This is a genomic window from Spongiactinospora rosea (assembly GCF_003315795.1).
Classification (GTDB): domain Bacteria; phylum Actinomycetota; class Actinomycetes; order Streptosporangiales; family Streptosporangiaceae; genus Spongiactinospora; species Spongiactinospora rosea.
The window spans coordinates 157,819-171,772 of the sequence record NZ_QMEY01000019.1; the positions used below are offsets into that span (position 1 = coordinate 157,819).

Genomic DNA, 13,954 nt, shown 5'->3' on the forward strand with positions numbered 1-13,954 from the left:
GGCTTGCGCACCCACCCCCCCGACCTCGACCCGCGGGACCTGCTGCGCCGCTGCCTGCGCCTGCGGTGGCGTCCGCTCGCCGCGGGCTCGGCCACCGCGCTGGTCCGCCAGGTGGCGCTGCTGTCGCTGCCGCTGTGCGCGCAGCGGGCGATCGACGACGGCATCACCCGCGGGGACCTGGGCGTCACCGCGTGGTGGGCGGTCGCGGTCGTGGCGGTCTCGGCCGTGCAGTGGGCCGGGCTGGCGGGCTGGCAGTGGTGGGCCAACACCGCCGACGCCCAGGCGGGGGCCTACCTGCGCACCCGGCTGGCGGAGCGGCTGGCCGGGCTCGGCGACGGCGACGTCCCCGGCGGGCGGGGGGACCTGGCGCTGCGCGCGACCAGGGACGTGGACCTGGTGCGGATCTGGGTCCACGGGCTGCCCACCTGGGTGGTCATCGCCACCACGTTCGCGTTCGTGCTGCCCGCGCTGGCCGCGCTCGCGCCGCTGCTGCTCTGGGTCACGCTGGCCTGCCTGCCGCCGCTGGTCCTGGTGAACGTCTGGTTCCCGCGCCGCTTCGAACCGGCGCTGGACGCGCTGTCCGTCGCGCACGCGGCCCGCGCCGACGCCGTGGCGGATCTGCTGGCCGCCGCGTCGTCGGTGCGCGGCCTGGGCGGCGGGCAGGTGCTGGTGCGCCGCCACCACGCGGCGAGCGCCGCGGTGGCCGCGGCCACGATGCGGGCCGCGCGCGTGTCGGCGGCCTGGTCGGCCGCCGGGCCGCTGATCCCCCGGCTGGCCATCGTCGCGGGGGTCGGCTTCGGCGGTACGGCGGTGCTGAACGGCGACCTCACGGTCGGCGGGCTGGTCGCCTTCACCTCCTGGATGGTCACGGTGACGATCGCGGTGCGGGTGGCGGTGGACCGGTTCGCCGACCGGGGGCAGGCGCGGGTGGCCGCGCGTCGGATCGCCGAGATCCTGGCCGCGCGTCCCGCTCTGCCCGACCCGCCGGACCCGGTACCGCTGCCCGAGCGCGGCACGCTGGAGTTCGACGGCGTGCTCGCCCTGCCCGACGGGCGGCCGGGCGGGCGGGTGTCGGTCGAGGTGCGGCCCGGCGAGATCGTGGCGGTGACCGGGCCGACCGGGTCGGGCAAGTCGGTGCTGCTGCGGCTGCTGGCCCGGCGCACGACCGCCTGTTCCGGCGCGGTCCGGTACGGCGGGGTCGAGCTGACCGCGGCCGGGGCCGAGGAGTGCGCGCGCCGCCTGGTGCTGGTGCCGCAGCGGCCGGTACTGGTGTCCGGCACGATCGGCGACAACCTGCGGCTCGGCCGCGACCTCGCCGACGCCGAACTCACCCGGGCCTGCCACGCCGCCGCCGTCGATCTGCCGCTGGACGCGGAGGCGGGCGAGCGGGGCGGCGCGCTGTCCGGCGGCCAGGTACAGCGCCTGGCGCTGGCCCGCGCGCTGCTGGCCCGCCCGTCGGTGCTGCTCCTGGACGACGTCACCTCCGCCCTGGATCCCCTGATCGAGCGCCGCCTGCTGGCCGGGCTGCGCGCCTGGTCGCCCGGCATGACGATCGTGTTCGCCACCCACCGCGAGGCCGTGGCCGCCGCCGCCGACCGCGTGCTGGACCTGACCGGCTCCCGCGAGGAGGTACGCCATGGCTGACGTGCCGAGGCTCGCCGAGGCCCCCGAGACCCGCGGTCTGTCGCGCCGCGCCGCGCCGTTCCTGCGTCCGCACCGCGGCAGGCTGGCCGGGGCGCTGGCGCTGAGCCTGCTGGAGAGCGCGGCGCTGGTGGGCATCGCGCCCGCCGTCGGCGCGGCGGTGGACGCGCTGCTCACCCGGGACGGCGGCGGCTTCGCGGCGGCGGTGACGCTGCTGGCCGCCATGGTCACCGGCGTGGCCGTACTCGGCGGCCTGGCCGCCACCACCCTCGCCGACGCGGGCGAGCGGATCGTGCGGGACCTGCGCGAACGCGTCGCCGAACGGCTGGCCACGGCCCCGCTGCGCTTCCTGGAGGCGCACCGCGGCGGGGCGCTGCTCCAGCGCGCCACCGGCGAGGTCGCCGAGCTGGCGCTGTTCGTCAGGGAGGCGCTGCCCGGCCTGGTCAGCGCCACGCTGACCCTCGGGCTCACCATCGTGCTGCTGGCCGGCTACTCCTGGGCGCTGACCCTCGCCGTGGTCGCCGTGTTCCTGCCCCCCGCCCTGCTGATCACCCGGTGGTTCGCCCGGCGGGCCGGAGCGGTGTTCGGCGCGCACGCCGAGGCAGAGGCGGTCATGGCCGCGACGTTCACCGAGACGCTGGAGGCCAGGGAGGACCTTCGGGCCACCGGCGGGCTGCCCGCCTGGATGGCCAGGTGCGCCGCTGACAACGCGGCGGCCGTGGCCGCGCAGCGCCGTACCGCGGCGGTGGAGAACCGCGTCGGGTCGATCTCCCTGGTGGAGGGCGCGGCGCTGGGCCTGCTGCTGGTGGCCGGGGCGTGGCTGGCCGCGGGCGGGCACATGAGCGTCGGCGCGGTCGTGGTGTTCGTACTGGCCGCGCGCAACCTGTTCGAGGGCTTCGGCGACCTGTCGCAGCTCGCCGGGGAGGTGCAGACCATGCGTACGGGCCTGGCCCGGCTGCTGGACCTGCTGGGCGCGGCGGCCCCGCCCCCGCGCGGCGACCGGCGGCTGCCCGCGCGCGGCGTGCTCGCCGCCGAGGACGTGGTCTTCCACTACGAGGCGGACGCGCCCGCGCTGCGCGGCGTGTCGGTGCGCTGCGCCGAGGACGACCACGCCGGCCTGGTCGGCGAGACCGGCTCGGGCAAGACCACCCTGTCCAAGGTGCTCAGCGGCCTGTACGAGCCGGACGGCGGGCGGGTCACCTTCGCCGGGATCGACCTGCGCGAGGTGCCCGAGGAGGAGGTACGCGCCCGGATCGCCCTGGTGCCGCAGGACGTGCGCACCGTGGCCGGTTCGGTCGGCGACAACCTCGCCCTGGCCCCCGGCGAACCGGACCGGGCGCGGATGCTCGCGGCGTTCGACGCGCTGGGGCTCGCGGACTTCGCGGCGGGCCTGCCGCAGGGGCTGGACACCCCGGCGGCCGACCTGTCCGGCGGGGAACGGCAGATCATGGGCCTGGTCAGGGCGGTACTCGCCGACCCGGCCGTACTGATCCTCGACGAGGCCACCGCCGACGTGGACCCTGTCACCGCCCGCCGCCTGGAGACCGCCCTCGCCCGGCTGCGGCGCGACCGCGCCCTGCTCGTCATCGCCCACCGCCCCGCCACCGTCGAACTGCTGCCCCGCCTGGTCAGGCTGCGCGCGGGCGCGGTGGCCGGGCCCTGAAACCCCTACCGAAACGAATCAAGGAGAAGGACACATGTTCGTCCACAGGGCCGTCGCGGGCCTGCTGGCGGCGGGGGCGATGCTCCTGGCCGCCGCCTGCGGCTCATCCGGCTCCGGGGCCGCGCCCACCGACGGCGCGGGCGCTTCCGCGGCCACGCGGGTGGTGCAGGCGGCCAACGGGCCGGTCACCGTCCCCGCGCGGCCCCAACGGGTGGTCTCGCTGCTCAACACCACGGCCGCGGTGCTCGAACTCGGCATCACGCCGGTCGGCGTGCTCCAGGAGGTCGAGGCCGACTACTCGCCCGCCGACTGGGCCAAGGTGAAGGCCATCCCGGTGGTCGGCGCGGACGAGACCTCCATCAACTACGAGCGGCTGGCGCAGTTGCAGCCGGATCTGATCGTCAGCACCCAGCGCCGGGCCGAGGACTTCGGCTACGACAAGCTGTCGGCCATCGCGCCGACCGTGTTCTTCGTGACCGAGAACCCCGCCGAGGTCCGCGACGCGCTGCCCAAGATCGCCGACGCGGTGGGCAAGGCCGACGTGTCGGCGGGCAAGTCCGCCGCGTACGCCAAGCTGGTCGCCGACATCAAGGACCGGCACGCCGGCGTCCTGCGCAAGACGACCTGGGACTACGTGGAGGGCGGCCCGGAGGGCTTCGTGGCCAACTCGCCGGTGTCCTGGCCGGGGCTGTTCATGGAGCAGGCCGGGCTGACCTTCTCCAAGGTCGCCACCAAGGAGCGGGCCAACCGCGGCGTGCGCCTGTCCTACGAGCAGATCTCCACGCTGTCGGGCACCGGCGTCATCCTGTACGGCGCGACGCCCGACGGCCAGGCCGAGGACGCCACGCGCAAGCTGCTCGACCAGAACGCCTTCAAGCTGCTGCCCGCCGCCAAGGCCGGGCACGTCTACCCGATCAAGTACGGCTACCAGTACAGCTACACGGGGATCACGGAGATCCTCGACCAGATCGACGCCGTCCTTTCCAAGCTCGCCGCCTAGGGGTTTCGCATGTCCGACGACACCTATGTCGAATATCCGCTCAAGCCACGGCTGCTCACCGTCAGCCGGGTGGCCCGGCTCGGCCCGGTGACCGTGCGGGTCACGCTCACCGGCCCTGACCTGGAAGGCTTCCAGCAGGGTGCGCCCGCCGACCACGTCAAGCTCTGCTTCCCCGAGCCGGGGGCCGAACTGCCGGTCATGCCGCTGGTCGGGCCGGACGGCCTGGAGCCGCCGCCCCCCGGCGCGCCCCGGCCGATCTTCCGTGACTACACGATCCGCTACCACCGCCCGGAGGCGCAGGAACTCGACATCGACCTGGTGATCCACGGGCACGGCCCCGGTTCGCACTGGGCCGCGAACGTCGAGCCCGGCAAGCGGATCGGGGTCATCGGGCCGCGCGGCTCGATCCTGGTGCCGCTCGACCTGGACTGGTACCTGCTCGGCGCGGACGAGACGGCGCTGCCCGCGCTCGGCCGGTGGCTGGAGGCCCTGCCGGCGGGGGCCAGGGCCATCGCGTTCGCCGAGGTGCCCGACGCCCGGGAGGAACAGCGGATCGACAGCGCCGCCGACGTCACACTCACCTGGCTGCACCGCGACGGGGCCGCCCCGGGCACCGGCGACCTGCTGGAGAAGGCGATCCGGGGGGTGGAACGGCCGCCGGGCGAGGGCTTCGTGTGGGTGGCCGGGGAGGCGGGGGCGCTCAAGCCGATCCGCCGGTACGTGCGCCAGGAGTTCGGCCTGCCGCCGGAGCGCATCGACGTGGACGGCTACTGGAAGCGCGGCGTGGTGAACATGGACCACCACGAGGAAGACGACGAGGACTGACCCCCGGTGACCACCCCGCAGTCCCGGGCGGCCCCCGCGCCGCGGACACGGCCCCTCGACACCCCGGCCCGGCGGCCGGGGCGGCCCGGCGTGATCCGGGCCGGAGGGGCGCTGGTGGCCGCGGGTCTGCTGGTGGCCGCGGCGGTGGCCAGTCTGGCGATCGGCTCCAAGGCGATCCCGCCCGGCGACGTACTGCGGCTGCTGCTGCACCCGGACGGGACCGACGCGGCCTTCGTCGTCCACGACATGCGGGTGCCGCGCACGCTGCTCGGGATCGGCGTCGGCGCGGCGCTGGCCCTGGCCGGCGCGCTGATGCAGGCGCTGACCCGCAACCCGCTGGCCGACCCCGGCATCCTCGGCGTGGAGGCCGGGGCGGTGATCGCCATCGCCGTCGCCGTCGGCCCCTTCGGGCTGCACCACCTGCCGGGGTTCATCTGGTTCTCCTTCGCCGGTTCGGCCGCCGCCGCCACGGTCGTCTACCTGATCGGCTCGGCCGGGCGGGGCGGCGTCACCCCGGTACGCCTGGCGCTCGCGGGCATGGCGGTCAGCGCCGCGCTCGCCTCCTCCACCCAGGCGCTCGTCCTGCTCGACCCGGCGGCGTTCGAGCGGTTCCGGCACTGGGGCACGGGCGCGCTCAGCGGGCACGACCTGTCGGTCGCCGTCCAGGTCGCGCCGTTCATGGCCGTCGGCACCGCCCTCGCGCTCAGCCTGGGCAGGCCGCTGAACCTGCTGGCCCTCGGCGACGACGCCGGGCGGGCGCTCGGCGCGCGGCCCGGACGCACCCGGCTGCTCGGCGCGGTCGCCGTCACCCTGCTGTGCGGCGCGGCCACCGCCGCGGCGGGCCCGATCGGCTTCGTCGGCCTGGTCGTGGCGCACGCCGCCCGCCTGCTCGTCGGCCCGGACAACCGCTGGTCGCTGCTGTACGCGGCGCTGCTCGGGCCGGTGCTCGTACTGATCTCCGACATCACCGGGCGGCTCGTGCTTTGGCCCGCCGAACTGGAGGCCGGAGTGGTCACCGCGCTGATCGGCATGCCGGTCTTCATCGCGCTGGCCCGCAAACGACGGCTGGCCCGGCTGTGACCGCGCCCGCGCGCGCCCGCCGCGCCTTCATCACGCTGCGCCCGCCCGGCGGGATGGTGCTGCGCGCCGAACGCCGCTCGGTGCTCGCCGCCGTCGTCGTCGCCGTGCTGCTCGCGGTTGCGTTCGTGGTCGCGGTCGGTACCGGCACCTACCAGATCTCCCCGCCCGACGTACTGCGGGTCCTGGCCGGGCACGGGCCGCCCGCGCACGAGTTCATCGTGCTGACCCTGCGGCTGCCCCGGGTGCTCACCGCCGTGCTGACCGGCGCGGCGCTCGCCCTGGCGGGCGCGGTCTTCCAGAGCCTGACCAGGAACCCCATGGGCAGCCCCGACGTCATCGGGTTCACCACAGGTGCCTCGACCGGGGCGCTGCTCCAGATCATCGTACTGGGCGGCGGCACCGCCGCCATCGCGGGCGGCGCGCTCGCGGGCGGCCTGCTCACCTCCCTCGCGGTCTACCTGCTGGCCTTCCGCAACGGCGTGCAGGGCTACCGGCTGATCCTCGTCGGCATCGCGGTGAACGGCGGGCTCGTGGCACTCAACGTCTACCTGATCGCCCGCGCCGAGTTCGCCGACGCGCACGTGGCCGTCACCTGGATGACCGGCAACCTCAACGGGCGGACCTGGGGACAGGTCCACCTGCTCGCGGCGACGCTGGCCGTACTGGTCCCGGTCACGCTGCTCGCCGGGCGGCGGCTGGCGCTGCTGGAACTGGGCGACGAACTCGCCGCCGCCCTCGGGGTCCCGGTGGAGCGCACCCGGCTCACGCTGATGGTGCTGGCCGTCGGGCTCACCGCGATGGCGACCGTCGCCGCCGGGCCCGTCCCGTTCGTGGCCCTCGCCGCGCCGCAGCTCGCCATCCGCCTGGCCCGCCCGTCCGGGCCGGTGCTGGTGACCTCGGCCCTGATGGGGTCGCTGCTGCTGGTCTGCGCCGACCTCGCGGCCCAGCGGCTGCTGGCCCCCGTGCAGCTCCCCGTGGGGGTGATGACCGGGTCGCTCGGCGGCGCGTACCTGGCCTGGCTGCTGATCTCTGAGTGGAGACGCTGAAGGAGTACGGATCATGAAAGGTGTCGAGGGGCGGATCGCCCTGGTATCGGGGGCCGCGGGAGGGATCGGGGCGGCCGTGTGCGCCGCGCTGGCCGGGGCGGGGGCGAAGGTCGCCGCAGCGGACACGCAGGCGTCGGCGCAGCCCGGGGTCGCCTCCTACCTCCTCGACGTGCGCGACGCCCGCGCGGTGGAGGCGGCGGTCGCCGCGATCGAGCGCGACCTCGGGCCGATCGAGATCCTGGTCAACGTGGCGGGGGTGCTGCGGGCGGCCTCGGTACGCGAGACCGACGACGAGACCTGGCGGCAGTCGTTCGCGGTCAACGCCGACGGGGTGTTCAACCTGTCCCGGGCGGTCACCCGGCACATGGCGGTGCGGCGCTCGGGCGTCGTGGTCACGGTCGGCTCCAACGCGGCGTCGGTGCCACGGATCGGCATGGCGGCGTACGCGGCCTCCAAGGCGGCGGCGGTGATGTTCACCCGCTGCCTGGGGCTGGAGCTGGCGGGGTACGGCGTGCGCTGCAACGTGGTCTCCCCCGGCTCCACCGACACCCCGATGCTCCGCGGCCTGCCCGGCGGCGACGCGCCGGGGGCGTTCGAGGCGGTACTGGCGGGCGAACCGGCCGCCTTCCGCGTCGGCGTACCGCTCGGCCGGGTCGCGCTGCCCGAGGACGTCGCCGAGGCCGTGCTCTTCCTGGCCTCCGACCACGCCCGGCACATCACCATGCACGAACTGATGGTGGACGGCGGCGCCAGCCTCCGCGCCTGACCTGCGTCTTCGGGGTTAGAAGGCGGGCGACCCGGATACAGGGGTTCGGTGAGGAGGGGGGACATCATGCGGCACGACCAATTCATCGGGCAGGTCCAGGCCAGGGCCCGGTTGCCCGACCGCGCGCACGCCGAACGCGCCTGCCGGGCCACGCTGGAGACCCTGGGCGAACGGGTGCCCGAAGGGCTGGCCGACAACCTCGCCGCGCAACTGCCGCACGAGATCGGGGAGAACCTGAGACGCACCGAGGTCTACGGCGGCATGGGCAGCGGGACGGGCTTCGACCGGCACGAGTTCATCCGCCGCGTGGCGGACCGCGCGGGGGTGAAGGAGCCGCAGGCGGCCTACCTCGTACGGGTCGTGATGGAGGTCGCGGCGGAGGCCACGACGGGACGGGTGCTGGACAAGGTCGGCGAAAGCCTTCCGCCCGACATCCGCCCCTTGGTCCTCTCCGGCAGCCACGGCTCCATCGAGTGACCACCGCCGCTCAGCGTTCGCCGAGGACGGCCCGAAGGTCCGCGGCGGCAGGTGAGGTTCGCTGCTCCGGTGGCACGGCCTGCAGGACGAGCCGAGCGGTGTAGGTGACGGTATTGGTCCGATGGCCCGGTGCCACACCATCGATGATCTCCATCGCCGCTGCCAGCCCTTCCGCGATCCCGCCGTTCGCCACTGTGGCCAGCGCACCATGCAGCCGGGCGGCGGCCCGGTACTGGTAGTCCTTATGGCCGAACACCGTTGTCCTGGCCTGCGCCGAACGGGATTCATCGCCGACCGTCGCATAGACCAGGCTGGCCGTCCACTCGGTTGGGCAGGCGTCATTCCAGTAGGACGGCATCACACTGGGCACAGGGAGTTCGGCACCGCCGACCAGAGTCTCGGCCTGACGGAGCGCCGCCATCGCCTCGTCGTGACGCTGGAGCACGGCGGCGGCCCGGGCCTGCGCACAGAGCACATAGACCAGACCCCAGCTCGGCACCCCATCGGCGAGTCCGCGCGCGGCCTGCGTCAGCTCCAATACGACGCCCGGAGATCGCTGCCCATAGAGGGCATTACCCGCCTCGGTCCCTCGGATCCCGACCGCCAAAGACTGGTCTTTCGACGCATCGGCCGCCTGACGGGCCGTACGCCACCACCGCAGGGAGGCTTCATGCTCGCTCAGCCGCCCCAGCGCATTCGCGTAAAGGGCCGCCAGGGCCGCCTGAATCCTGAGCAGATCCTCTATGCGTGCCGGGGAGGCCCGCTGGCGTTCCCTCAGCAGCGCGTCCAGCTCGACGCCGATCGCCTCCCGAACCTTGCCGACAGGCTGCGTGCACAGCCGTTGCCGCAGGTTCCCACAGGTGCGCTCCCAGTCCTCCACGCTGCGGCCCTCGTCGCTCAGCGCGAGCAGTTGCCTGACCCGCTCCTGGTTTTCCATCGCGGTCAGACCGACACCGAGTGCGGCGGCCTGAATAAGACGGCGGCGCTCCATGTCCTCATCATTTCCGCCACCACGCTTTTCACCATTCCGGCGAAGTGACGAGTCCGTACCGAGGCGCGCTGTTCAGACATCCATCCCGAGGGTCGCACAAAGCTCTAGGGCGGCGGGTGAGGTTCTGTGCTCCCGTGGTACGGCATTCAGCACGATCAGAGCGGTGTGGGTCACCACATTGGTGCGATGGCCGGGGGGCGCGGCGTCGATGATCTCCGTCGCGGCGGTCAGCCCTTCCTTGATCCCGCCGTTCGCCACCGTGCAGAGCGCCGTGTGCAGTCGCGCGGCGGTCCGGTATTGGTAGTCCCGGTTGTTGGCGACCACCATGTCGGAGGCCCACGTCGAGCGCTCCTCATCCCCCGCCCCGGCGTAGACCATACTGGACGTCCACTCCGTGGCCCGGCCTCCGTTCCAATATGTGGGCATCACGCTGGACATGGGCAGTTCAGCACCACCGACCAGGTCCTCGGCCTGGCGTAGCGCGGCCAACGCCTCGTCATGACGCTGGAGTACGGTCGCCACCCGGGCCTGCCCGCATAGCACATAGACCAGACCCCAGCTCGGCACCCCCCTGGCGAGCCCGTGAGCTGTCCGGGTAAGTTCCAGCACGGACTTCGGAGATCGCTGACCGTAGAGGGTGTTACCGGCCTCGGTCGCCCGGATACCGATCGCCAGGTGCTGATCTTTCGACGCGTCGGCCGCCCGGCGGGCCGTGCGCCACCACCGCAAAGCGGCCTCATGCTCACCCAGCCGCCCCAGTGCATTTGCATACAGGGCTGCTAGAGCGGCCTGGATCCTGAGCAGATCGTCCCTGCCAGCCTGGGAAGCCCGCTGACGTTCCCTCAGCAGGGCGTTCAGCTCGATGCCGATCGCTTCCTGGATCTTGGCGGCAGGCCGTACGCGCAGCCCGTGCAACAGGTCTTCGCAGGTACTCTCCCACTCCTCCACACTGCGACTGTCATCGTCCTGATCCAGCGAGAGAAGTTGCCGTACCTGCTCATGATTTTCCATCGCGGTAAGACCGACGCCCACTGCGGCGGCCTGAATGAGGCGACGACGCTCCATATCTTCATAATCACCGTTTTCGTGATTTTTACCGCCTTTGCGAGCTTGATCCCTTAAATCGGCCGCAGCCTCACGAAGCCGGATCAACTCCCCCTCGGCCCCGTAGAGCGCGTCCAGCCGGGCGACGGTGTCCCGTGGCGGAATCCGCAGCCCTTGTTCGTACCGCCACAGCACGCTGTGGTGGGTCCGAGCTCCCAGCGCCACCTCGCGCAGGGTGGTGTCGCCACGGTGGCGGCGCAGTTCGTCGGCCAGCAACCGGGCGACATCAGGCGAATCCGGGTCAGGCATACCGCTTCTCCTGTCGCCAATCCTGGCACCGGCCCATCCGGCGACAGGTAACCGTTGGTGTGCGGAGAGTCACGAGACCACTATGACAGGGCAGCCAGCGCTGCACGGGATCTCCGGCTCAGATCACCCCACACTGCCGGGCCCCGGCCGGCTCTTCCCACCGGCCGCTGATCCCGTGGCCATGGCCCCGGGTTCGTCGTGCTCCGGGGTCATGGCCACCACTTCGCTCCCCGAGTCCACGCGACTCACCGCACGAGGAGAACCGCGCATGTACCAGTCGTGTGCTCACCCGCGCCCGCTCAGCGAGACCTTGTTGCTGGTCTGGGAGGTCCGCGAGCCGGGTCACCATGTGTCCGGCGTGACCGACGACCCGGCGAGCGCCCTGGTGAACCTCGTCCAGGAACTGCGCGCCTGCCTGGGCGAGGCCAACGCCATCATGCGCCCGGCCCGCCTGCACCCCAGCGGACGCCCGGAGTACGCCTACGGCCCGATCCTGATCCAGTTGCACCGCGACCCGGCCACCGGCAAGGTCAAACACCTCTGACGAAATGCGCGGGGCGGCGACTCAGGATCGGCGTCTGTGACAACGGCGCGGCATGCGCGGCCGGGGCGGTGACCGTGACCACCGTGGTGAGGGTGGTCACCGTCATCATCATGAGCAGCGCCGAGCACCACCGGCGCAAGCCCGTCGATAACTTTCGCAAGGAATACTCCAAGTCGTATGTTTTCGATGCACGATTTGGATGCACTCCGGGGCACAGAGGTTCGGAACAGGAAATGCATTGTCCACTTTTGGACACTGCTTCAGGTGATGGCGGCAGCCATAATTACCATTGAGCCTTTTCAGGCTCAAGTTCCCTGGTCAGAGGCGGTAAGCGGGACACCAAAGCCGCATGATCAGGCGCCCTGTCGGGGGCTGCCGGGCCCGCCCCGAGCCCAGCACAGACACCCCTGACCTGCTTCAAGCGAACAATTGAAAAAAGCTCATTCTGACCACGCGCGCAGTCGGTGACGTTGGCGACTGTCCGGAATCACCGTGGCCCCTCAGTCCGCAGGCCACAGATCAAACCCAGGCGGAAGGTCAGGCTGCGGGACCTCCGTCGTACAGCTCGCTGGTGAACCGCCCATGCGGGCCGGAACCACCCTCCGCCGGAACGCGGGATGCCCGGGTAGGGGGCACCCCGCGCGAGAGGCGGCGGCCGACTGTCAGTGGGCGGCGGGGGCCGGTTCGGTGCGGCGGTGGGTGCGCTTGGGCTCGCTGGTGATGACGAGGGCGTCGTTCTTCACGGCGACCTTGACGACCTGACCCGGGCGCAGGTCGCCGTAAAGGATCTTTTCCGACAGCGCGTCTTCCAGCTCGCGCTGGATCGTCCGCCGCAGCGGCCGGGCGCCCATCAGCGGGTCGTAGCCCCGGTCGGCCAGCAACTGCCTGGCGTCCTTGGTGACCCGCAGGCCGAGGTCGCGGTCCTTCAGGCGCTCGGCGAGCTGGTCGAGCATCAGATCCACGATCTGCAGCACCCAGTCCCTGGTGAGCTGGTGGAACACCACCGTGTCATCCACCCGGTTCAGGAACTCCGGCCGGAAGTGCTGCTTCAGCTCCTCCTGAACCTTCGCCTTCATCCGGTCGTAGTTGCTCTCCGCGTCGTTGTTACGCGCGAACCCGACCCCGATGCCCTTGGAGATGTCCCGCGTGCCCAGGTTGGTGGTCATGATGATCACCGTGTTCTTGAAGTCGACCACCCGGCCCTGAGCATCGGTCAGCCGGCCGTCCTCCAGAATCTGCAGCAGCGAGTTGAAGATGTCCGGATGCGCCTTCTCGATCTCGTCGAACAGCACCACCGAGAACGGCTTGCGCCGCACCTTCTCGGTGAGCTGGCCGCCCTCCTCATACCCGACATAGCCGGGAGGAGAGCCGAACAGCCGCGAGACCGTGTGCTTCTCCATGAACTCCGACATGTCCAGCATGATCAGCGCGTCCTCGTCGCCGAACAGGAACTCCGCCAGCGCCTTGGACAGCTCGGTCTTACCCACACCGGACGGACCGGCGAAGATGAACGACCCACCCGGACGCCGCGGGTCCTTCAACCCCGCACGCGTACGCCGGATCGACCGGGACAGGCCCTTGATCGCGTCGTCCTGGCCGATGATCCGCTTGTGCAGCTCATCTTCCATCCGCAGCAGCCGCTGCGACTCCTCCTCGGTGAGCTTGAACACCGGGATGCCGGTCGCCGTCGCCAGAACCTCCGCGATCTCCTCCTCGGTGACCTCGGCCACGACGTCCATGTCGCCGGCCTTCCACTCCTCCTCGCGCCGCTCGCGCACCCGCTGGAGCTCGTTCTCCCGATCGCGCAGCGCTGCGGCCTTCTCGAAGTCCTGCGCGTCGATCGCGGACTCCTTGTCGTACCGGACGTTGGCGATCTTCTCGTCGTACTCCCGCAGCTCGGGCGGCGCGGTCATCCGCCGGATGCGCATCCGCGAACCGGCCTCGTCGATCAGGTCGATCGCCTTGTCCGGCAGGAACCGGTCGCTGATGTAGCGGTCGGCGAACCGGGCCGCCGCCTCCACCGCGCCATCGGTGATGATCACCCGGTGATGGGCCTCATAGCGGTCGCGCAGCCCTTTGAGGATCTCGATCGTGTGCCCCAGCCCCGGCTCCGCCACCGGAATGCGCTGGAAGCGCCGCTCAAGAGCCGCGTCCTTCTCCAGATAGCGCCGGTATTCGTCGAGCGTGGTCGCACCGATGGTCTGCAGCTCGCCGCGGGCCAGCATCGGCTTGAGGATGCTGGCGGCGTCGATCGCGCCCTCCGCGGCGCCCGCGCCGACCAGGGTGTGCAACTCGTCGATGAACAGGATGATGTCACCACGGGTGCGGATCTCCTTGAGCACCTTCTTCAGGCGCTCCTCGAAGTCACCGCGGTAACGCGACCCGGCCACCAGGGCGCCCAGATCGAGGGTGTAGAGCTGCTTGTCCTTCAGCGTCTCGGGCACCTCGCCCTTGACGATCTTCTGGGACAGCCCCTCGACCACGGCGGTCTTGCCCACGCCGGGCTCGCCCACCAGGACCGGGTTGTTCTTGGTACGGCGGGACAGCACCTGCATGACCCGCTCGATC

Annotated in this window: 13 protein-coding genes; 10 read left to right on the plus strand and 3 right to left on the minus strand. The window is 72.1% G+C overall.

The features are described 5' to 3' along the window. The first annotated feature begins 3 nt into the window (after positions 1-3). The 8 genes from DP939_RS32680 to DP939_RS32715 all read left to right on the plus strand — a co-directional run bounded on the left by DP939_RS32680 (position 4) and on the right by DP939_RS32715 (position 8,498). Positions 4-1,644, plus strand: coding sequence for an ATP-binding cassette domain-containing protein (locus DP939_RS32680; protein ID WP_199565568.1), 1,641 nt, complete (start codon positions 4-6; stop codon positions 1,642-1,644). Then, the gene (locus DP939_RS32685) at positions 1,637-3,304 is read left to right on the plus strand and encodes an ABC transporter ATP-binding protein (protein ID WP_113984692.1); all 1,668 of its coding nucleotides are present in this window, start codon (positions 1,637-1,639) and stop codon (positions 3,302-3,304) included. Before DP939_RS32680 ends, DP939_RS32685 begins: the two co-directional genes overlap by 8 nt. A gap of 34 nt (positions 3,305-3,338) precedes the next feature. Further along, on the plus strand, positions 3,339-4,304 hold the full coding sequence (locus DP939_RS32690) for an ABC transporter substrate-binding protein (RefSeq protein ID WP_113984693.1): 966 nt from the start codon (positions 3,339-3,341) through the stop codon (positions 4,302-4,304). 9 nt (positions 4,305-4,313) lie between these two features. Further along, positions 4,314-5,129, plus strand: a complete 816-nt coding sequence (locus DP939_RS32695) for a siderophore-interacting protein (protein WP_113984694.1) — start codon at positions 4,314-4,316, stop codon at positions 5,127-5,129. Between the two features lie 6 nt (positions 5,130-5,135). Then, positions 5,136-6,209 (plus strand): FecCD family ABC transporter permease, encoded by a 1,074-nt coding sequence (locus tag DP939_RS32700; protein WP_199565569.1) that lies wholly within the window; start codon positions 5,136-5,138, stop codon positions 6,207-6,209. Next, positions 6,206-7,255: a FecCD family ABC transporter permease gene (locus DP939_RS32705; protein WP_225878642.1), complete on the plus strand. Its 1,050-nt coding sequence runs from the start codon at positions 6,206-6,208 to the stop codon at positions 7,253-7,255. Before DP939_RS32700 ends, DP939_RS32705 begins: the two co-directional genes overlap by 4 nt. Positions 7,256-7,268: 13 nt before the next feature. Next, positions 7,269-8,021, plus strand: a complete 753-nt coding sequence (gene dhbA / locus DP939_RS32710) for a 2,3-dihydro-2,3-dihydroxybenzoate dehydrogenase (protein ID WP_113984695.1) — start codon at positions 7,269-7,271, stop codon at positions 8,019-8,021. A 66-nt stretch (positions 8,022-8,087) separates the two neighbouring features. After that, the gene (locus DP939_RS32715) at positions 8,088-8,498 is read left to right on the plus strand and encodes a DUF2267 domain-containing protein (protein ID WP_113984696.1); all 411 of its coding nucleotides are present in this window, start codon (positions 8,088-8,090) and stop codon (positions 8,496-8,498) included. A 10-nt stretch (positions 8,499-8,508) separates the two neighbouring features. Here DP939_RS32715 and DP939_RS32720 read toward each other — a convergent pair whose 3' ends face one another. Both DP939_RS32720 and DP939_RS32725 read right to left on the minus strand, forming a co-directional pair. Further along, positions 8,509-9,489, minus strand: coding sequence for a hypothetical protein (locus DP939_RS32720; RefSeq protein ID WP_113984697.1), 981 nt, complete (start codon positions 9,487-9,489; stop codon positions 8,509-8,511). 72 nt (positions 9,490-9,561) lie between these two features. After that, positions 9,562-10,842: a helix-turn-helix domain-containing protein gene (locus tag DP939_RS32725; protein WP_113984698.1), complete on the minus strand. Its 1,281-nt coding sequence runs from the start codon at positions 10,840-10,842 to the stop codon at positions 9,562-9,564. A gap of 268 nt (positions 10,843-11,110) precedes the next feature. On the opposite strand from DP939_RS32725, the gene DP939_RS32730 reads away from it, so the two are divergent. Both DP939_RS32730 and DP939_RS45615 read left to right on the plus strand, forming a co-directional pair. Continuing rightward, entirely contained in the window at positions 11,111-11,386 is a 276-nt protein-coding gene (locus tag DP939_RS32730) for a hypothetical protein (protein ID WP_113984699.1), read from the plus strand. Positions 11,387-11,460: 74 nt separating this feature from the next. Continuing rightward, a complete protein-coding gene (locus DP939_RS45615) occupies positions 11,461-11,679 on the plus strand; it encodes a hypothetical protein (protein ID WP_147268227.1) in 219 nt (72 codons plus the stop codon). Between the two features lie 369 nt (positions 11,680-12,048). Here the strand turns inward: DP939_RS45615 and DP939_RS32735 are convergent. Continuing rightward, a partial coding sequence (locus DP939_RS32735) for an ATP-dependent Clp protease ATP-binding subunit (RefSeq protein WP_147268228.1) occupies positions 12,049-13,954 on the minus strand: 1,906 nt, incomplete at its 5' end.